21 protein-coding genes are annotated in these 22593 nt (G+C 46.1%); all 21 read left to right on the forward strand.

The features are described from left to right. Positions 1-33: 33 nt before the first annotated feature. The 21 genes from csrD (at position 34) to AACT42_RS21350 (ending at position 22582) form a co-directional block, all read left to right on the forward strand. A complete protein-coding gene (gene csrD, locus AACT42_RS21250) occupies positions 34-2022 on the forward strand; it encodes an RNase E specificity factor CsrD (protein ID WP_094133111.1) in 1989 nt (662 codons plus the stop codon). 12 nt (positions 2023-2034) lie between these two features. Beyond that, the gene (locus AACT42_RS21255; protein WP_094133110.1) at positions 2035-3477 is read left to right on the forward strand and encodes an MSHA biogenesis protein MshI; all 1443 of its coding nucleotides are present in this window, start codon (positions 2035-2037) and stop codon (positions 3475-3477) included. Next, positions 3474-4118: a type II secretion system protein GspM gene (gspM, locus tag AACT42_RS21260; RefSeq protein ID WP_094133109.1), complete on the forward strand. Its 645-nt coding sequence runs from the start codon at positions 3474-3476 to the stop codon at positions 4116-4118. The genes AACT42_RS21255 and gspM overlap by 4 nt, the downstream gene beginning before the upstream one ends. Next, positions 4108-4434, forward strand: a complete 327-nt coding sequence (locus tag AACT42_RS21265; RefSeq protein ID WP_017043833.1) for an MSHA biogenesis protein MshK — start codon at positions 4108-4110, stop codon at positions 4432-4434. The genes gspM and AACT42_RS21265 overlap by 11 nt, the downstream gene beginning before the upstream one ends. A gap of 14 nt (positions 4435-4448) precedes the next feature. Then, positions 4449-6077, forward strand: coding sequence for a pilus (MSHA type) biogenesis protein MshL (mshL, locus tag AACT42_RS21270; RefSeq protein ID WP_017047100.1), 1629 nt, complete (start codon positions 4449-4451; stop codon positions 6075-6077). 5 nt (positions 6078-6082) lie between these two features. Continuing rightward, entirely contained in the window at positions 6083-6928 is an 846-nt protein-coding gene (locus tag AACT42_RS21275) for an ExeA family protein (protein ID WP_161441856.1), read from the forward strand. Beyond that, positions 6925-8070 carry a tetratricopeptide repeat protein gene (locus AACT42_RS21280; protein WP_094133107.1) on the forward strand — a complete coding sequence of 382 codons (1146 nt, stop codon included), beginning with the start codon at positions 6925-6927 and terminating at the stop codon, positions 8068-8070. Before AACT42_RS21275 ends, AACT42_RS21280 begins: the two co-directional genes overlap by 4 nt. Next, the gene (locus AACT42_RS21285; protein WP_094133106.1) at positions 8060-9784 is read left to right on the forward strand and encodes a GspE/PulE family protein; all 1725 of its coding nucleotides are present in this window, start codon (positions 8060-8062) and stop codon (positions 9782-9784) included. The genes AACT42_RS21280 and AACT42_RS21285 overlap by 11 nt, the downstream gene beginning before the upstream one ends. Positions 9785-9796: 12 nt before the next feature. Then, entirely contained in the window at positions 9797-11014 is a 1218-nt protein-coding gene (locus AACT42_RS21290; protein WP_013857883.1) for a type II secretion system F family protein, read from the forward strand. A gap of 10 nt (positions 11015-11024) precedes the next feature. Then, positions 11025-11486, forward strand: a complete 462-nt coding sequence (locus tag AACT42_RS21295) for a hypothetical protein (RefSeq protein WP_017050659.1) — start codon at positions 11025-11027, stop codon at positions 11484-11486. Between the two features lie 95 nt (positions 11487-11581). Beyond that, positions 11582-12157 (forward strand): prepilin-type N-terminal cleavage/methylation domain-containing protein, encoded by a 576-nt coding sequence (locus AACT42_RS21300; RefSeq protein WP_013857881.1) that lies wholly within the window; start codon positions 11582-11584, stop codon positions 12155-12157. A 37-nt stretch (positions 12158-12194) separates the two neighbouring features. Next, the gene (locus tag AACT42_RS21305; RefSeq protein ID WP_010320594.1) at positions 12195-12632 is read left to right on the forward strand and encodes a type II secretion system protein; all 438 of its coding nucleotides are present in this window, start codon (positions 12195-12197) and stop codon (positions 12630-12632) included. Between the two features lie 139 nt (positions 12633-12771). Continuing rightward, positions 12772-13272: a prepilin-type N-terminal cleavage/methylation domain-containing protein gene (locus AACT42_RS21310; RefSeq protein ID WP_094133105.1), complete on the forward strand. Its 501-nt coding sequence runs from the start codon at positions 12772-12774 to the stop codon at positions 13270-13272. Beyond that, the gene (locus tag AACT42_RS21315; protein ID WP_176429063.1) at positions 13262-13819 is read left to right on the forward strand and encodes a type IV pilus modification PilV family protein; all 558 of its coding nucleotides are present in this window, start codon (positions 13262-13264) and stop codon (positions 13817-13819) included. Before AACT42_RS21310 ends, AACT42_RS21315 begins: the two co-directional genes overlap by 11 nt. Further along, a complete protein-coding gene (locus AACT42_RS21320) occupies positions 13819-14589 on the forward strand; it encodes a PilW family protein (RefSeq protein ID WP_094167954.1) in 771 nt (256 codons plus the stop codon). Before AACT42_RS21315 ends, AACT42_RS21320 begins: the two co-directional genes overlap by 1 nt. After that, entirely contained in the window at positions 14561-14989 is a 429-nt protein-coding gene (locus tag AACT42_RS21325) for an MSHA biogenesis protein MshP (RefSeq protein ID WP_094133403.1), read from the forward strand. Before AACT42_RS21320 ends, AACT42_RS21325 begins: the two co-directional genes overlap by 29 nt. Further along, on the forward strand, positions 14976-19388 hold the full coding sequence (locus AACT42_RS21330; RefSeq protein ID WP_094133404.1) for a DUF6701 domain-containing protein: 4413 nt from the start codon (positions 14976-14978) through the stop codon (positions 19386-19388). Before AACT42_RS21325 ends, AACT42_RS21330 begins: the two co-directional genes overlap by 14 nt. Before the next feature lie 170 nt (positions 19389-19558). Continuing rightward, positions 19559-20602, forward strand: a complete 1044-nt coding sequence (locus AACT42_RS21335; RefSeq protein WP_013857874.1) for a rod shape-determining protein — start codon at positions 19559-19561, stop codon at positions 20600-20602. 51 nt (positions 20603-20653) lie between these two features. After that, a complete protein-coding gene (gene mreC, locus AACT42_RS21340) occupies positions 20654-21541 on the forward strand; it encodes a rod shape-determining protein MreC (protein WP_013857873.1) in 888 nt (295 codons plus the stop codon). Continuing rightward, positions 21531-22019, forward strand: a complete 489-nt coding sequence (gene mreD / locus AACT42_RS21345) for a rod shape-determining protein MreD (protein WP_013857872.1) — start codon at positions 21531-21533, stop codon at positions 22017-22019. The genes mreC and mreD overlap by 11 nt, the downstream gene beginning before the upstream one ends. Next, positions 22016-22582, forward strand: coding sequence for a Maf family protein (locus AACT42_RS21350; protein ID WP_088731599.1), 567 nt, complete (start codon positions 22016-22018; stop codon positions 22580-22582). The genes mreD and AACT42_RS21350 overlap by 4 nt, the downstream gene beginning before the upstream one ends. The last annotated feature ends 11 nt before the right edge of the window (positions 22583-22593 follow it).

Genomic DNA, 22593 nt, shown 5'->3' on the forward strand with positions numbered 1-22593 from the left:
ACAAAGTTTACGTTGAAAAGGAATTCAGCATTCATGCGGTATACACCAACACTGAAACTGAGTACTCGGTTAGTAGCTTTTGTTACGCTCATCGTAACCAGTGCAATGTTCATTTTGTTTATTGGTGGAACTTTGTCTTTTCAACGGCTTGGACAAGAATATCTCAATCACTACCTAGCAGGAATTGTGGAGGTGGTCGATAAAGAAATAGAAGATCCTGATGCCGCTTATTCATTGCAACGTTGGATGCCCAAAATGTTGCAAGCCAGTAGCATTGTTGAAATGCAGCTCTCTTCACCAGCTGGCGTTATTTACCGTTTTAAAGATACCTCGTCCAAAGTCGACCCTGCCCGTTTGTACCATATTGATATTATCCTTGAACGTAATCCAGGCTATAGCATCAGCTTTAAAGCAGTTCCGCCCTATCTCAGTTATAGCTACTCATTGGGTGCCATGTGGTCTATTACGTTGGCAGTTGGTCTCATCGTGTTTTGCTTGATTCGTGGAGTAAAGTGGCTTAAAGAGCAATTGCTGGGATCTGAATTGTTGGAGGAGCGAGGGCGAATGATTCTCGCCGGCCGTGTGGAGCAGTACGCCAAAGGTGATCACCGCGAGTGGCCCTATACGGCGAGTGAGGCGCTTGATGTCCTGATTGATGAGCTGCAAGATGCTCGTCAAGAGCGTAGCCGCTTTGATACTTTTATCCGGACCCAAACCTTCTTAGATAAGTTGACGGGTACGGCCAACCGTGTCCTTTTTGATAGCAAATTGGAATCAGCCTTGTTAGAGAATGGCGCGCGTGGTGGCGTTTTGTTAGTGCGTATCGATGATTGGGATTCTCTGTGCGAAGAAAATGATAAAAAAGCAGCGGATGATCTCGTTGTGGAAGTCGGGGAGAACATCTCTAACGTCATACAGCGTTACCCGGATGTGATTTTATCTCGCTATTACGATACCGATTTTGCCATTTTTGTGCCGCACCAAGGGGTAAAAGAGGTCGCTTCTATTGCTACACAATGTTTGAAGCTTTTAGCGCGCATATCGCCTCCAGAGCCGCTCGATAAAGAAAACTGGTGCCATATAGGTATCAGTATGTACAGCGAAGGCGAGCGGCGTGGTCGAGTGTTGGATGAGGCAGAAACGGCCTTAAAAAGTGCTCAGTTACAGCGAGTGAATACGTGGAGCCGCTTTAAAAAGAGTACTTTTTTCCAAGAGGAACGGGGCAGTGTGCGTTGGCGAACTTTGTTTGATCAGGTGCTGACGCCTGAGAAAATAATTTTATTCCGTCAACCTTGCTATTTGCTTGAAAAGACGAATGATTTAGTATGGCTGCACGATGAGTTGTTTGCGCGTATTGATGATCCAGAACAAGGTGTTATAAAAGCCTCTCGCTTTCATTCTGCTTTAGAAACTGTAGGTTATGAAATGGTGATGGATCGAGCCGTATTGCTGCAGGTGGTTCGTTTACTCAAACGCTCTGAAGTTAAGGTTAATGTGTCAGTGAACTTGCATGTGATTCCATTCGCCGATAAGCAGTATTTTAAGTGGTTTCGACATGAATTGCTGCAACTGACCTCGAGTAGCCGATCGCAGCTCTCCTTTGAGTTTCCTGAAGGCCGATTAGTACAGCATCTCGATTATATGCGCCCCGTTATTAAGATGATCTCCGGTCTCGGTGCTAAGGTAGTAGTAGGGCAGGCTGGCAGAACGATTGTCAGCACTCACTACATAAAAGATCTTAAGATTGATTTCCTTAAGTTACACCGCAGTTTGATGAAGAAAATAGATCAACGGCATGAAAATCAGCTGTTTGTTCGTAGCATGATCGGTGCTTGTGGCGGTACTCAGACTCAAGTTATTGCGGTCGGTGTCGAAACAGAACAAGAGTGGCAAACGCTAAAAAACCTAGGCATTCATGGTGGGCAAGGCCGACTGTTTGAAGAAGAACAGCCTTTGTTACCTGAGAAAATAATTAGCCCTAGCGTGACCTTAGGGCGAAGAAATCGTTGGCGTAAAAAATAAAAGCGAACCTATATGAATCTTCAGTCACTGATTGATAAATTAAAACCATCTAAAGCGACGTTGCGGCAATTGTTCGTTGTCGTAAGACCTGATGCTCTCTATTTCTCGGCTTTGGATGATGCGACTTTGCCGACAGAGATCCCGCTTGATGGTGCAACGTGGCAACAGGTACTCTTTCACGCACTCAAACCGCTCAACATCAAGGGTACGGTAATTAACCTTGTCCTCCACGCTCATTTTTATCAAACTTATCAAATAGAAAAACCGCAGTTACCCAAAGAAGAGTGGTCAGTCGCCCTGCCATTTTTATTGAAAGATCTGGTGACAGAGAAAGTCACTGATATCATCGCTGATGCTTTTCCGTTACTCGCAGATAATAAAATTCAAGCCTACGTGGTCTCAAAACGCACGGTATTGGAAGTGGCGTCGCAACTGAGTACGATGGGTTTAGAGTTAGGCAAAGTCATCCCCGAAGATGAAGTGTGGGCGAGAAGTGCCGGTGATCTTGAGCATTTTCTACTGCTACAGCGCAGTAAAAATAGCAGTTTTAAGTTTGACGCATTTGTGGACCGAAAATGCTGTTTTCAACGCACAATGAGAGGGGTTGTGCCACCGATTACAGGTGTTGCTAGCTCGGCTCTGCAATTGGATGGCTTAGCGTTAGAACTGCAACGTTCGATCGATTACCTTTCCTCGCAGCTTAAAGGGGCCTCATTACATCAGCTAAAAGTGCTGTGTGATGAAGAAGTGCAGCAAGAGTTGGTCGATGCATTAAATGAACGCCTAAATGTCAAAGTGTCCCTGCTTGATGAGCGGCTACCGAGTTCGGCGCATCTGCTGGTGGAGCAAGTGACTCGCATTGACGATTCAATGCTCAACTTATACCCGGCGCATCTGAAGCCGAAGAAAGAGTATTTTTCACTGTCCATGGTCTGCGCGATTTGGGGCATTGTCGCTTTAGTGATGCTATTGGCCTATGCCAGTTATCAATGGCAAAATAGTCAATTGGAACAGCAGCTACAAGCCAAACAAGTGCAAAATCAAGTCCTTGCTGCTGAATTAGAAACGACCAAACAGAAAGTTGATAAGCATAAGCCATCGGTTGAAAAAATGGCGGCGATTGAGCGTTTGAAGCAGCAAATTAAGGGCAAACAAGCCACATTGGATTCGATTAATGAGTTTGACCAATCACAACAGGTCGGTTACTCAGGAGTCATGCGTTCGCTCGCCACACTCAGCCGTGATGATATTTCATTAACGACCATTACCATTCATCATGAGCAGCTCGATTTGCAAGGCTTGGCTAGAGAGGCGAAAGATATTCCAAACTGGTTAAGTCAGTTTAAAAGCGAACTGAACCTAGTGGGACGTAGTTTTGAAAAGTTAAAAATTGCGCGCAATGAGCAAGGCATTCTCATCTTTGAGCTTAAAACTAAAGCGGAGGATAGCCAATGAATTGGCAGAGCATCAGCAACAAATTTTTAGCCATCAGTTCGCGTGAAAAAATGTTGATCGCCTTATGTGGTTTAGTGGTGATTACACTGCTCTTGTTTAGCTTGTTGCTCGAGCCTGCGATGAAATCGGTGGCGGCTAATCGGTTACAGCTTCAGTCTGTTGAGCAGATGAACCAGCGAATGCAAGGTGAAATTCTGTTATTGACTGCTAAGCTTAATAAAGATCCTAATCAAGAGATCAATCTAGAATTCAAACAGTTAATGACGCAGAGCCAAACTCTCTCGCTTGAGCTGGCAGCATTGGTTGATTCACTGATTACACCCGCGAAGATGGCGCAATTGCTTGAAAGTGTTTTGGCAACCAGCCCAGAGTTGACGTTGGTCTCCATGGAGTCATTGGCAGCAGAGCCGATTGCAAATAACAACCAATCATCTGAATATTCAGGCTATTATGTTCATCCTGTGAGATTGGAGTTCACCGGTAATTACTTCGCGATATTGAATTATTTGACCAATTTAGAAAGTTTACCGATGAAGTATTATTGGCGTCATTTCCAATACAAGGTAGAAAATTACCCCCAAGCCAGAGTCATTATGGAAGTGTACACATTAGGCATTAGACAGGAGTTTATTGGTGGTTAGATCCGTTTTTTCACTGCTGTTGATGTGTGTTGTATGCAGTAGTTGGGCAGCGCAAGATCCTACCGCGCCATTAGGTTGGGCGAGTGAGAGCGCATCACCTGTCAATAAGATAGAGAGTTACCCGCTACCTAGGTTGCAAAGTATTGTATGCCAACAAACCATACCTTGTGTGGCAGTGCTTAACGATCAAGTGGTTGGCATCGGAGAGTCGCTATTTGGCTACACAGTAGAAGCCATTGAGCCACAGCAAGTGACCCTTTCTCGCAGAGGAAAGACGTGGGATTTAGGCCTCTTTTCTCTGGACATCAAGCAGTAAGGTATAGAAATCGTATGCGTAAAATCGTATTAGGCGTAGTCATCGTATCCTTAATGGGCTGTTCCATGGGACATCGCGATCCAGTTGAGATGAAACAGTCTTTGAATCAGGCGATTAATGAAGCCAACAGCCGAAATCTAGCCGTTCTACCGGCCTCCGTAGAAGCTGACTTGATGCCTGACATTGAGGGAATCACAGCGCGCAGTCAAGAAACGGTTAAACGCTTTCGTATCCAAGCTGATAATGTGGATGCAAGGGTATTTTTTGCCAGTTTAGTGAAAGGAACTGAGTTTAGTGCCGCCATCCACCCTGAAGTTACTGGAAGTGTAACGGTAAATCTAACCGACGTGACTTTGGATGATGTATTGGCCGTCGTTCGTGACATGTATGGCTATGAAATTATTAAAAAGGGTAAAGTGATTCAGGTTTACCCGTCAGGCCTGCGTACGGTGACTATCCCGGTCGATTATTTACAACTTAAACGTACGGGCCGTTCTTTAACTTCCATCACCACCGGTACGATCACTAATACGGATACCGGTTCTAGTTCCTCGAGTAGTTCTAGCTCAAATTCCAGTTCTAATTCCAATTCGAGTAACTCATCCAGTAATTCGAAAGGTGGAACGGAAATTGAAACCACCAGTGAAAGCGATTTCTGGCCGCAGCTTGAAAAAGCAGTTGCACAGCTGATTGGCTCGGGCAAAGGTCAAGGCGTTGTTGTCACGCCACAAGCGAGCGTAATCACTGTTCGAGCCTACCCAGATGAAATACGTGAAGTGCGAGAGTTTTTAGGCATTTCTCAGCAACGTCTGCAGCGACAAGTGATCCTTGAAGCAAAAATTTTAGAAGTCACCTTGAGCGATGGTTACCAGCAAGGGATCAATTGGTCAAATATGTCCTTTGGCAATGGTGATGTTGTGATTAATAAGGTCGGTAGTGCGGCCTCGTTACTGCCGGGGATGGATGCGATTGGCACTCTGCTGCAAGGCCAAACCAATGTCACCATTTCAGATGGCAGTTTTAAAGCAGTGCTTAACTTCATGGGAACTCAAGGGGATTTGAATGTCCTATCCAGTCCAAGAGTCACCGCTGCTAATAACCAAAAAGCGGTGATCAAAGTCGGCACCGATGAATACTATGTCACTGACGTAACGGGTGTGGTTGGTAATGGCGATAACTCCAATGTTGCACCAGATATCCAACTAACGCCTTTTTTCTCGGGTATCTCGCTTGACGTGACGCCACAAATTGATGACCAAGGCAATGTGCTATTGCACGTGCACCCCGCTGTGATTGAAGTCGACGAGCAGACGAAACAAATTGAATATGCAGGCAACCAAATTGTGTTGCCATTAGCGCGCAGTACGATCCGCGAATCAGACTCGGTAATCCGTGCACAAGATGGTGACGTGGTGGTGATTGGTGGATTAATGAAATCCAACACCTCCAATCAAGTATCTAAAGTCCCTTTTTTGGGGGATTTACCCGGTTTAGGATATCTGTTTCGTAACACCTCTGAGCTGACTGAGAAAACCGAATTGGTGATTTTGCTTAAACCAACGGTTGTGGGTGTTAATACGTGGCAAAAAGAGCTCGAACGCTCGCGTGAACTACTACAGGAGTGGTTCCCAGACGAAGAATAAACATCATGTATCTTGAGCACTTTGGTTTTGAGCAACTGCCTTTTCATCTCACGCCTAATACATCACTGTTTTTAGGCTTAGCGCCACATTACGAGGCGATTCAGACAGTGAGTGCTGCCATTGATTTAGGCGAAGGGGTGATCAAGATAACCGGAGAAGTCGGAACCGGAAAAACCATGGTGTGTCGTATGTTGATCAATTATTTACATGATCATATTGCACTGATTTATTTACCCAACCCAGCGCTTAATGGTCGAGAACTTCGCCAAGCTGTCGCCAGCGAACTAGGCCTTAGTAAGCAAGATGATGCGGATGTTGTTGATCGTATTCAGCAACAATTGATTGTGCTAAAGCAGCAGGGGAAACGAGTAGTCGCGATTGTTGATGAAGCACAAGCGTTACCAGACGATGCATTAGAAGTGCTGCGTTTATTCGGCAATTTAGAAACAGAATACACAAAGTTGTTGCAACTGGTGTTGATTGGCCAACCAGAGCTCGATGAGCGTTTAGCGCAGCACCATCTGCGCCAATTTCGCCAACGAATTACTTTTAGCGCTTATCTGCGGCCGCTCTCTTTAGATGAAACAGTCGCTTATATCGAGAGCCGCTTGAGCAAAGCCGGAGGTGATGCGCAACTGTTTAATCTTGAACAGAAAAAAGCGTTGTGGCGAGCCAGTTATGGCACCCCTCGTTTGATTAACCAAGTATGTCACAAAGCTCTGTTGCTGGCTTTTACGCAAAACGACAGCACGATTCGCAATCAGCACCTATTTACAGCGATTCACGATACGTTTGATACCTGTAAGCCTAAGTTTAAACGCCCTTTTATGTGGGGATGGAGTCAATCATGAGTGCGATGAACGATGCACTATCAAAACTGGCACAAGCGCAACGCCAATCGGTGGTGAACTTGCAACCAGCGCAAGTTGCGAAAGTAAAACGCAGCCGCGCTTGGTTGTGGATGGTAGCCGGGTTTGCTGCTAGCTTAGCGGTCGGTGGATGGGCGGTGTCACAGCAGCAAGCTATGGTTGACCAAGCTGCGGTTGACCAAACTATGGTCAGTCAAACTATGGTCAGCCAAACCGTGGTCAGTCAGACACTGGCCAATCAAGCGATAGTGAATGAACCTAAGAGCCTGTTGTTAGAGGTTGATGAGCGAAGCTCTTCGCCTGCGCTTGTTTCCCCGACCACCAAAATTGTTCCGGTTCACCGTCCCGTTTACCAAACTGCCGTTGTTGCAGTAGACAAAAAAACGTCAAATTCAGCAATGCCCACAGTGACGGTTAAACAGGATTCGGCCTTAGCCAATCAACAGCCGTTGCATTCTAACCGTGCGGTCGCGCTCGGTGCTGAAAGTGGCCAAGAAATCTCAAGTGTTTTGATTGAACAAGTGGATTTGACGCCAGAGCAACTGGCGGTAAAAGCAATGAGCCGCGCTGATAAAGCTGTGGACAGCAATGAGCTCAAAGAGGCACTGGATGCGTACAGTGAAGTGCTACGCTTTACCCCAGAAAATGAACTCGCCCGTCAAAAATTATCCGCGCTCTATTACGGCAAAGGTGATGCGCGCAAAGCTTTTGAAATTTTACAAAGCGGTATAAAGCTCAATCATAACGGAGAAAGTTTGCGGATCGCGTTAGCTAAATTGCTGATTAAAGAGAAGCAGAGTGAAGCGGCGTTAACCCCGTTAGTTCATTTACCTGACAATGCTTCGATCGATTATCTCTCGCTAAGGGCAGCCTTGGCACAAAAAGCCAAGCAAGATTCACTCGCATTAGAAAGCTATCAACGCTTAGTCAAGCTTGATGCTGAGAACGCACGCTGGTGGTTAGGGCTTGCGATAGCACAAGAGCGCACGATGGATTTTCAGGCGGCCAAATATACCTACCAACAAGCGCTTGCGAAAGTTGGCCTCTCGAGTCAGTCGCAACTATTTATTCGTGATCGCCTAGTCGTACTAAGCAGTTTAGAGGAGAGTGCGAGTGCAAATTAAGCTACGAAAACGCTTAGGTGATCTGCTGGTTGAAGAAGGGATCATCACTGAAAATCAAGTTGAACAAGCGCTCGCTGCGCAAAAACGCAGTGGACGTAAACTGGGTGACACGCTGATCGAACTCGGCTTTTTGTCAGAGCAGCAGATGCTTAGCTTCTTATCGCAGCAACTTTCGCTGCCGCTGATCGATCTCAGCCGAGCCAATGTCGATATTGATGCAGTGCAGATCCTCCCGGAGGTACATGCACGCCGTTTACGCGCCTTAATCATTGGTAAAAATGGCGACACGCTGCGCATCGCAATGAGTGATCCGGCGGATCTGTTTGCTCAAGAATCTCTGCTCACTCAATTACCCCAATACAGTTTTGAATTTGTTATTGCTCCAGAAAAACAATTGGTTGAAGGGTTTGATCGTTACTATCGCCGCACCAAAGAGATTGCGTCCTTTGCCGAGCAGCTACAACTGGAACACCAAGGCAATACCGCCTTTGATTTCGATATCGGTGATGATGACAGCGATGAAGTGACCGTTGTTAAGCTCATCAACTCTCTATTTGAAGATGCGATTCAGGTCGGGGCGTCTGATATTCATATCGAACCTGATGCTAACGTATTGCGTTTACGCCAGCGGATTGATGGGGTATTACACGAAACCCTACTCAATGAAACCAACATCGCTTCGGCTTTAGTGCTGCGTTTAAAATTGATGGCCAATCTTGATATCTCAGAAAAACGCCTCCCACAAGATGGCCGTTTTAATATCCGAGCCAAAGGTCAATCGGTCGATATTCGTATGTCGACCATGCCAGTACAATACGGTGAATCGGTGGTGATGCGTTTGCTCAACCAATCATCCGGAGTTCGTAAACTGGAAGAGTCAGGTATTCCTGATGGTATTTTACAGCGTTTACGTCATCAACTTAAACGTCCACACGGCATGATCTTAGTGACCGGCCCAACCGGCTCCGGGAAAACGACGACGCTATACGGCGCGTTATCAGAGCTCAATGTTCCCGGTAAAAAAATCATTACCGCAGAAGATCCGGTTGAGTACCGATTGCCACGCATCAGCCAAGTGCAGATCAACCCTAAAATTGACCTTGATTTCTCAACGGTGCTGAGAACCTTTTTGCGTCAAGACCCGGACATTATTCTAGTCGGGGAGATGCGCGATCAAGAAACGGTTGAAATTGGTTTGCGCGCGGCTTTAACCGGCCACTTAGTGTTGAGCACCTTACACACCAATGATGCGGTTGATAGCGCCTTGCGCATGATGGACATGGGCGCGCCGGGTTATTTAGTGGCCAGCGCCGTGCGGGCGGTGGTTGCCCAACGTTTAGTGCGTAAAGTTTGCCCCGATTGTAAAGCGGTTGATGAGGTTGATGAAGCCCGTAAACAGTGGCTGACGGTGCGTTTCCCAAATCAAGTTGAAGCGGCTTTTACGCGTGGGCGTGGGTGCCAGAACTGCAATTTGACGGGGTACCGTGGGCGAATTGGGGTTTTTGAAATGCTCGAACTTGAACATGAAATGATGGATGCGCTACGCGCCAACGATGCGGTTAGTTTTGCGCAAGCCGCTCGTCAGTCGAAGCAGTACAAACCGCTGCTAGCTTCGGCGATGGAGTTGGCGCTACAAGGGGTTGTCAGTTTAGATGAAGTGATGAGCTTAGGTGAAGGTGATTCATCCGGCATCATTCAAGCCATCTATCTATAGTTAAGGTTACTCATGCCAACGTATCGTTATCAGGGTCGAAATTTAGATGGTAGCAAAACCTCTGGACATGTTGATGCGCCGACGGAAGAGCTCGCGGCGGAAGCGCTATTTAACAAAGGCGTCATTCCGACCTTAATTTCGTCAGACCAAGGGGCTGATTTTTCGATTGATTGGAAATCGCTGTTTACCCCAAGTGTGCCACTTGAGGTGTTGGTGATCTTCTGTCGTCAGCTTTACAGCTTGACCAAGGCGGGTGTGCCGCTGCTGCGCTCGATGAAAGGACTTATCCAAAATTGTGCCAATAAACAGCTTAAAGAAGCATTGGAAGCGGTTAGTAATGAGCTAACCAACGGGCGCAGTTTATCGAGCTCAATGCAGATGTACCCGAAAGTCTTTAGCCCGTTGTTTGTGTCGATGATCCACGTCGGTGAGAACACAGGGCGGCTTGATGAAGCCTTGCTGCAATTGTCTCATTACTACGAGCAAGAAGTCGAAACTCGTAAACGGATTAAAACGGCGATGCGTTATCCGAGTTTTGTCATCAGCTTTATTTTGGTCGCGATGTTCATTCTCAACGTTAAAGTGATCCCACAATTTACTAGCATGTTTAGCCGTTTCGGGGTTGATTTACCGCTGCCAACTCGCATTTTAATTGGTATGTCAGATTTCTTTGTCAACTACTGGCCGATGATGATAGGCGTATTGCTTGGGTGTTTATTTGCTTTCAGAGCTTGGTTGAGCACAGCCGCAGGGCGCCAAAAGTGGGATAAGTTTCGTTTAAGAATGCCCATTGTCGGCGGCATAGTGAACCGAGCGCAATTGGCGCGTTTTTCTCGAACTTTTGCCTTGATGCTGAAAGCAGGGGTGCCGTTAAACCAATCGATAGCATTATCTGCCGAAGCGCTGGATAACAAATTTCTAGAGTCTCGCCTGTTAGAAATGAAAGCTGCCATTGAAGCGGGAACAAGCGTATCCACCACCGCGGTAAACGCCAATATTTTTACGCCATTAGTTATTCAGATGATTTCGGTGGGTGAAGAGACAGGGCGCATTGATGAGTTGCTACTTGAAGTCGCGGACTTCTACGATAGAGAGGTGGATTACGATCTCAAAACCCTCACCGCGCGTATAGAGCCGATTTTATTGGTGATTGTTGCCGCTATGGTGTTGGTGCTGGCACTTGGCATCTTTTTGCCAATGTGGGGAATGCTCGACGCGATCAAAGGATAAAGGTTGTCAGATGAAAACGGCGATAGAGCGTTCTCAGTTCGTAATTTGGGGGTTGATTGTCTTTGTTCTTTTGATGGCTTTGCTATCAGCATGGCAGTCGATAGAAAAAGAAGCCAATCAAACCGCATTAGCGATGGCGAGCAGTAAAATCGTAGAAAGTGCCAATTTTTATAAGCAAGATTGGTTATTAAAGGGGCGGCCCTCAACTTTAATCGCGAATGGTCGATTACTCAATATGAGTGCAACGGGCTGGGTATTACCATTGGCTGAGAATGAATCAAGTATAGATTGTCGTTATTGGTTAAGCCTGCTATACCCAGATGAACAACTGCTTGAAAGCAAAGTGATTTCAATTGAGTCGGCACATCAAGCAAATCAGTATCAATGCCGCTATGTTTACAGTCAAAAACAGGTGATAACCATTGAACTTTTAAGGGATAAGTTTACAGTAAGCGTCGATTTTTCAGCATGAGTTTTCGACATAAGCAGTGAAATGGGCACTCGCCCCGTAGCGATGCGAGAACAAGTGCGTATAATACACGGTAATAACAAAGAGATAGGTAGAGCATGGATAACAAACAAACGGGCTTTTCCTTAGTTGAATTAGTCGTAGTGATTGTGGTTGTCGGCTTATTAGCCGTTGCAGCGCTACCCCGCTTTTTAGATGTCACTGATGAAGCGAAAAAAGCCAGCATCGAAGGGGTTGCCGGTGGTTTTGCTACTGGTGTTCTATCGGCGCGTGCTCAGTGGGAAGCTCAGGCAAGAACCTCTGTGACTTTGGGCTCGGAAAAACAAAACACCGTCAACTATGATGGTGTCAATTTCTGGCTGACTCGCTCTACAGATAGCAGCGGGGCCGCAACAGGTTTTAGGGACGGTTATCCGTTGGCGCTCAATACCGATAATACCAGTTATCCAGCGGCGATTACGGATCAGTCATGTATTGATTTAATGGATAATTTGCTGCAAAACCCACCAAAAGTTGACACAGTCGCTAATGCAGCCAATAACGCTAATGTAAAATATTCAGCACAAGCCGATGACGGTCAAGCCACTTGTACTTATGTGCAAAAAGAGGGCGGAACCGCACACCAGTTTGTGTATGAGATAAAAACTGGTCGTGTGACCGTCACTTTGCAGTAAGTCTGCGCATTGATTAAAACATAGAGAGAAAGTAACTATGAAAAGACAAAACGGTTTCACCCTAATCGAACTTGTGGTTGTGATTGTCATTCTCGGCATTCTCGCCGTCACCGCAGCACCACGTTTTTTGAATTTTCAGGGAGATGCACGTAAAGCTTCCTTGCAGGGTTTAAAAGGTGCAATTGATGGGGCCGCGGGTATTGTTTATGGTAAAGCAGCATTGGCAGGTCTGGAAAAATCGGCTTCGGGAGCTGTAGATAATGTTCAGATTATTTATGGTTATCCCAAAGCTAGCAGTGATGGAATTGGTAATGCAGTAGTTGGTCTTAATTCAGACTGGAACGTAGCTACCAGTGGGGCCACTTCAATTACATATGGTTTTAAATCAAACACAAGTACAACATGTGCTGTTACTTATAATCAAGCTACTAGCAGTGCGGTGTATTCTACAGCAGTGACTGATACTGGCTGCTAATACTAAAGGCCAGCGTTGCTGGCCTTTACTTTATCTATAACGAGAGTTATTTCTCATCCACAAAAGTCAGTAAAACTTAAGCCCACTACGGAAATTTCTTATATACTTTAAGCACTTGTTTTTTCGCTAGAGGTATAAAATGCAGCAACATTTAGCAGCACGGCGTGGTTTTACGTTGATCGAACTGGTCGTGGTTATTGTGCTGCTGGGCATTGTTGCTGTGTACGCCGCAAGCCGTTATACCGGCATATCCTCCTTTTCAAGCGTGACCACACAAAGCGAAGTGTTGGCCTCACTGCGTTTGACCCAAAACCGCGCCATGCAGCGCACCGACCTCTGTAATCGCTGGTTGGTCAGCAATAATCAAGCGCAGCAAGTTTTCCCTCAAACTATTTCTTCTGCTGTCTGTACCACTTCACTGCCTAACCCTGCAACCGACAGTAGTTTTGTTGACGCGGCGGCGAACGATATCACCCTGACGTTAACCAATAACGATGGCAGCTATTTTTTAGATTTTGATAGTTTAGGCCGCGCCGCGCAGTGCTTAACGGCAAACTGCACCGTTACCTTAAATAATCTGCAATCGGGTGAATCTCGCCAAGTGTGCATCAATAATGAGGGATACATTTATGCGTGTTAACGCGCCGCGCGGGTTTACTCTCATTGAGATGATCATCGTTATCACGGTAACGGCAATAGCCATGACAGGCATTACAGCCGCGCTTTATCCTCGCTCGCAGCAAAGCGCTGAACAGGTGCTGGCGGTAAAAGCCGCCGAGTTAGGCCGCGCGGTTATGGATGAAGTAATGGGCCGAGCCTTTGACCAAAACTCCGGCCCTAATGGTGGAGTACCTGAGTGTGTATTAGTGACAACATCAGGACGAGAAGTGTGTACGTCTATTGCGCAACTTGGTCCCGAACCTAGTGAAACCAATAATACTTTGTACAACGATGTGGATGATTTCCATGGCCTAACGGGATCGGTTAAAGACGTATTAGGCATTGATATCAGTGCTGATTACCAACGTTATAACGTTGAGATTCAAGTATTTTATGAGCAAGATAGTGGTGGGCAACTCAGCGGAGTGAATGCTAACCAACGGACTCACTATAAGCGGGTTTCTGTGGTGATCATTGACCCGAAGGGCAATCGCTACCCGTTTGCGGCGATTAAGGGCAATTTCTGATGCGTGGTTTTACCCTGATTGAAATGGTGATTGCGATTATTCTGTTGTCGGTGGTCGGGCTATTTTTAGGCTCTGTGATCCGCCAAAGTATGGGTATTTATGTTGATACCACCGCCCGCGAAGCTTTGATCCAACAAGGGCGCTTTGTTACTGAGCGGCTGAGCCGAGAACTGCGTGAAGCGGTACCAAACAGCGTGATGGTAGAAAATGGTTGCATTGAGTTTTTACCGATCACTGACAGCGCGATCTACAGCGAGCTGCCAACCGTGCAATCGCCTTCGGCTGCGGTACGGTTGTTACCGATCGACAAAAAGGTATTCAATGGCGATCGTCTGGTCGTGTTTCCAACCAACGCCGCTTCGCTACGCCAAACGCCAAGTGCCAGCGGGCAAACAGCGCAAGTAAACGCAGATGTGGATTTTACATCACCCAACAACACAAGCATGGTCGGTGTAGCCTTGACACAACCGACTGGGTTTGTAATTCAATCGCCAGCTAAGCGAGTCTATTTTTATCGCACGCCAGTGGCTTTTTGTTATCAGAACAGTCGTATTTATCGTTATGCGGATTACGCGCTTAATCGCAGTGCGCTCAGCCCTGAACAGCTTGGCACTCCAGTATTGATGGCTGAAAACATAAGCCAAGCCAATTTTTACGTCACGCAGCCAGAGCTACAACGCAACGGCTTAGTGAAAATTGAACTGACATTTTCCGACCGCGGCGAGGAGGTAAAGTTTGACCATGATGCGCTTATCTACAACACGCCGTAAACAGCAAGGCAGCGGCTTAGTATTGGTCATCTTTATCATTGTGGTGGTCGGCTTTGTTGCATCGGTCGCGAACCGTAATCAACAGCGCAATAGCCAGCAATTGGTTTCGATGGTGTTAGGGACAAGGGCCGAAATGGCGGCGCGATCGGCGATCAACGTTGAACTGAGTCGTTTTTATCAAACGACAACCGACGGCAGTTGCCATAATCATTCTGTACAATCACTCACGTTTGAAAGTGAAGGATTAGCACAATGTAGTGCACAGGTTAAATGTAATTTGGTGGGTACAATGGATGATGGCCGTACTGTCTATCAACTGACTTCAACCGGGCGCTGTCAGTCTGGTGATTGGATGTTGCAGCGAGTTATTGAAGTGGGGGTGAAAAGTGATCCACTATAAATGGCTGATTAGCATACTGCTCATGAGCTGTGGGGTTTGTGCCCAACAATATAATTTATCCAATAATCAATATCCTCCTTGTAATACCTCGTGGCAAAAATCTGGCAACAGTTATACCTGTAGCGGTAATGGTCAAGTGACGTTAAATGATGGTGATGTGATTGTCGCCGATGTTGACTCAACACTGATCGCCAATGACGGTTTTTATTTGATTAATAACCAAGTGGGTAACGCATCAAATAGGATAAGTCTGCAAGCGAACTACGGAGCGATAGCCAGCCAAGGCTCTCAAAATACGATTTATGGGGATGTTTCAGCCAACAGCAGCAACGTAACTTTCAATAACACCAATTTAATCGGTAATGTTACGACGGGAGGAAACGTCACTATCAACGGTGGTAGCGTGCAGGGTAATTTAACCAGTAATGATCGAACGGTTGTTATTACTGGAGCAAACGTGGTTGGTAATATTACGGCGCAATCAGGCATTGTCATTACAGGAAGTGTGTATAGCGGCAATATTACGATGACCTCTAATAACTCTGTGACCTTTAATTCGGTGGATATGACTTCCGGTTCAGTATCTGGGGCAAGTCATTTCACGGCAAACAATAGCCAGCTAGGAAGGCCTGATTCTCAGGTCAGTATTAATACTACCTCTAACGATATCACCTTAAATGACTCAACGGCTTATGGTGATTTTAATGCGGCAATTAATAATGCTGGTGGCCAAGTTAATGTCAACAATAGTTCAATTACTGGTACATGTTCCCCCATATCTAATCCATTGAATGCTTGTGATCCCTCTCCTGTAGCGCGCTATCATTTTGATGAAGTGCAATGGAGTGGGGCTTTCAATGAAGTCAAGAATGCGTTTGGCTCTTCTCTTAACGGCCGCGCAATGAATGGAGCGCTTACCAGTTCTCAATCACCGGCGCTACCCGCCAATATTAATAATTACGGTACTTGTGGTTATGGCGAGTTTGTTGCCAACCAAAACCAATATGTACAAGTGGCTCATGATAGCCAGTTATCCTTCTCGGACCAGCTAACGATATCTGCGTGGGTGTACCCCGTCAGTCGCCCGGCGAATGGTGGCTTGCATACCATAGTGGCGAAAGATACTAACTACGAATTCCACCTTGATAGCCAAGGGCGAGTTTTTTGGTATTGGGAGAGAAGTTCTGGCGGTGCCAATACACTAACCACATCCAATGTTATTCCGCTAAATACTTGGACTCATATCACCATTCGCTATAACCGCTCAGCAAGTAGTAATGAGAGACAAAAAATCTATATTAATGGTGTGGTTGCGGCGACAAACAGCGATAACCAACCACTCAAAACCAATACAGTGAATTTGGAGATTGGTCGAGATTACAATTCCGACAACAGAACTTTCTCCGGAAGGCTTGATGAGGTGGCTATTTATAATAAAGCTCTCACTGATAGTCAGATTGTCAATCTGTATAACGAACGTCATCTGTGCCAAAGTTCAGGGCTGCAATGTTTTAGCGATGATTTCCAAAGTCAGCCATTGGATGAGCAGTGGCGAGTATTCAGTAGCAGTGGCAACTTTACGCCTTCAATCATCAATAATCGTATGCGACTAACACAAGCGCTGCAAAACCAAGCCACAGCCTCAACATTCCAACGGATTTTCCCAGCGGCAGGGAACCGTGTAGAGGTTGAATTTGACTATTTTGCCTATGGCGGTAATGGTGCTGATGGGGTGGCGATTGTCTTCTCTGATGCCTCTGTCACTCCTCAAGTTGGAGCATTTGGTGGTCCTTTAGGTTTTGGTTATAAAGTCAATGAGCAAAAACCCGGATTTGCGGGCGGCTGGTTAGGCATTGGATTGGATGAATATGGTAATTATTCGATTGAAGGTGGCGGGAATGGTCCAGGCCGCAGGCGGCAAGCTGTTGTATTAAGAGGTTCTGGTTCCGGCTATAGCGGTTATAACTATTTAGCAGGCACGTGTAATAACGGCACAACCAATACCAATGGAGATTGCCTAAATCCGAGGGTAGATAATACCAATGGTAATCCTCAGCACCGCTACCGAATTGTTATTGACTCAACTCAAGCTTCAACGTCGCTGGTGACCGTAAGCCGTAAAGTTGGCACTGCCAGTTGGAAAACTTTAATTGGGCCAGTTGATGTGATGTCATTTGCGGCGCAACAAAATGTTCCTACGGATCTGTTTATGTCCATTACAGGTTCTACAGGCTCTTCGACTAATAACCATGAAATTGATAATTTCGAAGTCTGTGCGCTCAATTCTCGTCCAGTTGGCGAGCAAATTAATCACTTTCGCATCTCTTTGCCTGCACAAGGTTTAACTTGTGCAGCTTCTGACGTGTCTGTGACGGCGTGTGCCGATGAAAGTTGCAATAACTTATTTACCGATCCGGTTATTGCTTATTTAGTCCCTAACTCTCTACCTAGTGCAACGGGCGGTTGGGTGAATGGTTCAACTATCTCATTTAGTAATGGGGTTGGTAACACCCAACTTAGGCGTAACAGCGCAGGTAATGTCACCGTTGATGTTTCTGGTTCCGTTCCCACGGCTATGTCTTTCAATAACACTTTATGCAGCCACAATGGGAATGCTGGCCCCTTTTTGACCAGTAACTGCACGATGAACTTTGCTGACAGTGGCTTCATTTTGGATGTACCCAATTCCTACGCCAATCAATCGGTAACTGGGACCATTAAAGCGGTACGAAAAGATAACGCTTCACAACTGTGTTTGCCTAGTTTTCAAAATGTACAGAAACCCGTTTCCTTTTGGAGTGATTACTTGAGCCCTAATGGGGGGCAAGGTTTTAGCGCTTTATCGGTTGGTGTGAATAGTGTGACGGTAGGGCAGTCATCCACTACTGCGACGCCAGTGGTGCTCAATTTCAACCAAAATGGTGAGGCGAGCATTAACGTATCCTATCGTGAGGCTGGTAGCCTTGCTTTGAATGCTCGTTTAACTGGGAGTGGTGATGAGCAGGATTTGCAACTAACAGGTCAAACGACTTTTATACGAGTTCCTCGTGCTTTAGTACTCAGCGCGACCAGTTATTATGGTGTTAGTGGAGCGTGTCCTAATGCCGATATTAGCTGTGATATTTTTGCTAGGGCGGATGAAAACTTTAATCTCAATATCAAAGCGGTTGCGGAGGCACCGATTGAGGATAATGATTTCACTAACAATTTAGTAGTGACAAATTATCAACAAGCAAACATTGAGCTTAAACATACTCTAATCGCACCAGCGACAGGCGTGCCGGGTAATCTTGGCGAGGCGGAATATAGTCATCAAATGGGCAGTTTGACGACTGTACAACAAAGAGTGAGTGAGGTTGGGGTGTTTGATTTCTCGCTGAACGCGCCAACGACGTATCTTGGACTCGATTTAGCGAGTGAGAATCTGCCGATTGCCGTTGCCTCAACGGGCCAGATAGGTCGTTTTATCCCAGCCTATTTTTCTCCTTCTTCGGTGGTGACCAGCTTACAGGCTGAGTGTGAGGTGACTTCTCCTAATGACGAATCGTTCAGTTATTTAGGGCAACCGTTTGGATATAAAGACAATCCTGGTATTTACTTACACCCAAGATCCGCGTCAGGCAGTGAAACGGTCAATTATTTCGACAGTGCTTGGTGGCGTTATGATCGCCAGTGGGACAATCGAATATATAACGATACTGTGAATAGTTTACCAATCAGCTTTGATAGCGATTTGACGAGTGTGAACCGAGTCAATGGCGTTGATTCTCGCATTGAACTCTCTGGGGAGATATTGATCTACCAAAAGCCACCACAACCAATAGTGCCTTTTAACAGCAAGTTAGATCTTACCCTCTTGGTATCCGAGCTTACAGATCTTGATGGAGTTTGCTACCGCGAAACAGCCAGCAGTCCTTGCATAGACTATACGATTACAGATATTGATGATGAGATGAAATTGCACTGGGGAAAACTGGTGATCCACGACACTTATGGCCCAGAAACGAGTGCGTTAAGTCAGCCAATCACGAGTGAATACTTCACTGCCAATGGCTTTGTTATCAATAGCTTTGATAGCTGTACAAGGTTACCAGATCTTGCGAATTTCACTTTAACGCCGACCGATCTAACTTTAGGTTCCGGTGGGGCTCCTGAAGTTTATCCTACTTTAGTCAGTCAAACGCTCGCTTTGGGTGCCGCGAATATCAACTTTACGGCTCCGGGAGCGGGTCATCAAGGATTCATTGATACTTTGCTTGATCTCAATGCTCATGGGTTGCCTTGGTTGCGTCCCTACAATGATCAAAATAGCGCGTTTGAAAATCAAGTCTCAGGCCGAGTACAGTTTGGATTGTACCGAGGCAACGACCGGGTAATCTGGTGGCGTGAAAAAAATTAACCGGATAATTCACACAAATTCATGGAGATTTTTCTACCTAAGTTAGGAATCTGTTAGAAATTGCGTGTTTCAGTCCATGTTTATGCGTCAACGCCTTGCTGTGATCGCAAGGCATTGGTACATTTAGTGCAATTTTCTATCTTCTAATTCTTGCAGGACGAGCGAAGAATATGTTCAAAAAACTGCGTGGCATGTTTTCCAACGATCTATCGATCGATTTAGGTACCGCCAATACTCTTATATACGTTAAAGGACAAGGTATTGTCCTCGACGAGCCTTCCGTTGTTGCTATTCGCCAAGATAAAGGTCGTGGTGGAAAAAGCGTTGCTGCTGTCGGTCATGCCGCTAAGCAGATGCTTGGTCGTACGCCGGGGAATATTTCTGCAATTCGTCCGATGAAAGACGGCGTGATTGCGGATTTCTACGTGACCGAAAAAATGTTGCAACACTTCATCAAACAGGTACATGACAACAGTGTCCTCAAACCAAGCCCTCGCGTTCTGGTGTGTGTGCCTTGCGGCTCCACCCAAGTTGAACGCCGTGCGATTCGTGAATCAGCGCTCGGTGCTGGCGCGCGTGAAGTGTATTTGATTGATGAGCCTATGGCGGCGGCCATCGGTGCTGGTCTGCGTGTTTCTGAACCTACGGGTTCAATGGTGGTCGATATCGGTGGTGGTACGACTGAAGTTGCCGTTATTTCCTTGAACGGTGTGGTTTACTCTTCCTCTGTGCGTATCGGCGGTGACCGTTTTGATGAAGCGATCATCAATTATGTGCGTCGTAACTACGGCAGCTTAATCGGTGAAGCGACCGCAGAGAAAATCAAACATGAAATTGGCTCGGCTTACCCCGGCGATGAAGTGATGGAGATTGAAGTTCGTGGTCGTAACCTTGCTGAAGGGGTCCCTCGTAGCTTTACTCTTAACTCCAATGAAATCTTAGAAGCACTGCAAGAACCACTTTCCGGTATTGTTTCTGCGGTGATGGTTGCGCTTGAACAGTGCCCGCCAGAGCTTGCTTCTGATATCTCAGAAAATGGTATGGTATTAACCGGTGGTGGAGCGCTGCTCAAAGATATCGACCGCCTCTTGACCGAAGAAACGGGAATACCAGTCGTGGTTGCCGATAATCCTCTAACCTGTGTTGCCCTTGGTGGCGGTAAAGCGTTGGAAATGATCGATATGCACGGTGGCGACCTATTTAGCGAAGAATAATGGCTTTGGGAGCCGTAAAGCTCCCATCATGACATCTAGGATTTTTATAGAATGAAGCCAATATTTGGTCGAGGACCATCTCTTCAGCTACGTCTCTTTTTTGCCGTGATTTTATCAGCCAGTCTTATGCTGGCTGATAGTCGTTTAGGTGCTTTTTCCAACGTTCGTTTTTTTCTTAATAGCTTAGTGGCTCCCATTCAATATATGGCGGATTTACCGCGCAGCATGTTTGATGATCTGTATGAGCGATTCGCCACTCATCAAAAACTGATTGAATCGAATCAACGTTTAAAACGAGAAGCGATCACCTTGAAAAGTGATTTGATCTTGTTTGATCAATACCGCGAAGAGAACCAACGGTTACGTAAATTGCTTGGATCTTCTTTTGTTCGTGATGAAAAGAAGGTTGTCACTGAGGTGATGGCAGTCGATACCTCACCTTATCGTCACCAAGTTGTGATTGATAAAGGGCGAACGGATGGCGTTTACGAAGGGCAACCCGTTATCAACGACAAAGGTATTGTTGGCCAAGTGACTTTTGTGGCGGCGCATAACAGCCGGGTGTTGTTGCTGACTGACACCAATAGTGCGATTCCAGTGCAGATTATTCGTAATGATATTCGAGTGATTGCTTCAGGGAATGGCCAGGTGGATCGTATTCAATTGGAACACATTCCCACCAGCACTGATATTGAAGTGGGTGACTTGCTCGTCACATCAGGTTTAGGGGGCGTATATCCTGAAGGTTATCCTGTCGCACACGTTTCGGTGGTCGACAAAGATACCCAGCGTGAATTTGCGTCGATCACCGCCGATCCCGTGGTGGATTTTGATCGTCTACGCTATTTGCTGTTGATCTGGCCTAACGAAGATAGGCAGCAGAAAGTATTGCAAGTTACGCCAGAGAAAATGTTAGAGGAAGCAACCGATGGCCAGTAGTGTCGTGAAAAGTAAATTGGTGATTGGTGCATCATTTCTCTTTGCTCTGGTTTTACAAACTATCCCTTGGCCGGGTGAGTTGGATCTATTGCGCCCATCGTGGTTACTGCTGGTGACATGCTATTGGGTTTTAGCGTTGCCGCATCGAGTCAACGTAGGGTCGGCTTTGATCCTTGGTTTGTTATGGGATCTGCTGCTTGGTTCAACATTGGGCATTCGTGGCATGATGATGGCCATTGTTGTCTACTTAGTGGCGATTAACTTCTTAGTGCTGCGTAATATGGCGTTATGGCAACAAGCCGTAATTATTGGCGTGTTATCTATGTTGCTTGAAGTGCTGATCTTCTGCGGCGAATATTTAATTCAAGATGTGACATTTAACCCGCTCTCGCTATGGGTTGGTATGATCAATTGCATATTATGGCCTTGGATGTTCCTACTGCTTCGTCGTGTGCGACGCCACTGGCACCTTAGATGATGAATAAAAAAATTGTATTAGCGTCTGGCTCGCCAAGAAGACGAGAGTTACTGACTCAACTGGGTTATCAGTTTGATATTGTGGTGCCCAACGTTGAAGAGTGCCGTAATGAGCATGAAGCCCCAGCAGCGTATGTTGAACGTTTATCACGTGATAAGGCACTGGCTGGTGTTGCTTTATCCAACCCTGCTTCGATAGTTATTGGGTCTGATACCATAGTCGTGCAAGGTGAAACAGTACTTGAAAAACCTGCTGATTTTGCTCAAGCACAACAGATGTTACGCAGCTTATCTGGTACAAAACATCAAGTGATGACGGCCGTAACCGTAGCAACACATGATCATTCTAAATCCGTCGTGGTAACGACGGATGTATGGTTTAAACCTTTGTCAGATGAAGATATAGAACAATATTGGCAATCGGGTGAACCTTGCGATAAGGCTGGCAGTTATGGCATTCAAGGATTGGGTGGACGATTTGTAACGAAGATCGAAGGCAGTTATTACGCTGTTGTAGGATTACCATTATTCGAAACTGACCAGCTCTTGCACGAATTTATATAATTAAAAACATT

Source organism: Vibrio sp. V15_P4S5T153 (assembly GCF_963874485.1).
In the GTDB taxonomy this organism is placed as follows: Bacteria; Pseudomonadota; Gammaproteobacteria; order Enterobacterales; family Vibrionaceae; genus Vibrio; species Vibrio anguillarum.

Coding starts and splice junctions, on each gene's coding strand:
- AACT42_RS21320 (WP_094167954.1), top strand. CDS start 13,819: ATGCGTGGTTTTACCCTGATTGAAATGGTGATTGCGATTATTCTGTTG.
- AACT42_RS21310 (WP_094133105.1), top strand. CDS start 12,772: ATGCAGCAACATTTAGCAGCACGGCGTGGTTTTACGTTGATCGAACTG.
- AACT42_RS21255 (WP_094133110.1), top strand. CDS start 2,035: ATGAATCTTCAGTCACTGATTGATAAATTAAAACCATCTAAAGCGACG.
- AACT42_RS21305 (WP_010320594.1), top strand. CDS start 12,195: ATGAAAAGACAAAACGGTTTCACCCTAATCGAACTTGTGGTTGTGATT.
- AACT42_RS21350 (WP_088731599.1), top strand. CDS start 22,016: ATGATGAATAAAAAAATTGTATTAGCGTCTGGCTCGCCAAGAAGACGA.
- AACT42_RS21295 (WP_017050659.1), top strand. CDS start 11,025: ATGAAAACGGCGATAGAGCGTTCTCAGTTCGTAATTTGGGGGTTGATT.
- mreC (WP_013857873.1), top strand. CDS start 20,654: ATGAAGCCAATATTTGGTCGAGGACCATCTCTTCAGCTACGTCTCTTT.
- AACT42_RS21275 (WP_161441856.1), top strand. CDS start 6,083: ATGTATCTTGAGCACTTTGGTTTTGAGCAACTGCCTTTTCATCTCACG.
- AACT42_RS21300 (WP_013857881.1), top strand. CDS start 11,582: ATGGATAACAAACAAACGGGCTTTTCCTTAGTTGAATTAGTCGTAGTG.
- mreD (WP_013857872.1), top strand. CDS start 21,531: ATGGCCAGTAGTGTCGTGAAAAGTAAATTGGTGATTGGTGCATCATTT.
- AACT42_RS21290 (WP_013857883.1), top strand. CDS start 9,797: ATGCCAACGTATCGTTATCAGGGTCGAAATTTAGATGGTAGCAAAACC.
- AACT42_RS21280 (WP_094133107.1), top strand. CDS start 6,925: ATGAGTGCGATGAACGATGCACTATCAAAACTGGCACAAGCGCAACGC.
- csrD (WP_094133111.1), top strand. CDS start 34: ATGCGGTATACACCAACACTGAAACTGAGTACTCGGTTAGTAGCTTTT.
- AACT42_RS21335 (WP_013857874.1), top strand. CDS start 19,559: ATGTTCAAAAAACTGCGTGGCATGTTTTCCAACGATCTATCGATCGAT.
- gspM (WP_094133109.1), top strand. CDS start 3,474: ATGAATTGGCAGAGCATCAGCAACAAATTTTTAGCCATCAGTTCGCGT.
- AACT42_RS21315 (WP_176429063.1), top strand. CDS start 13,262: ATGCGTGTTAACGCGCCGCGCGGGTTTACTCTCATTGAGATGATCATC.
- mshL (WP_017047100.1), top strand. CDS start 4,449: ATGCGTAAAATCGTATTAGGCGTAGTCATCGTATCCTTAATGGGCTGT.
- AACT42_RS21325 (WP_094133403.1), top strand. CDS start 14,561: ATGATGCGCTTATCTACAACACGCCGTAAACAGCAAGGCAGCGGCTTA.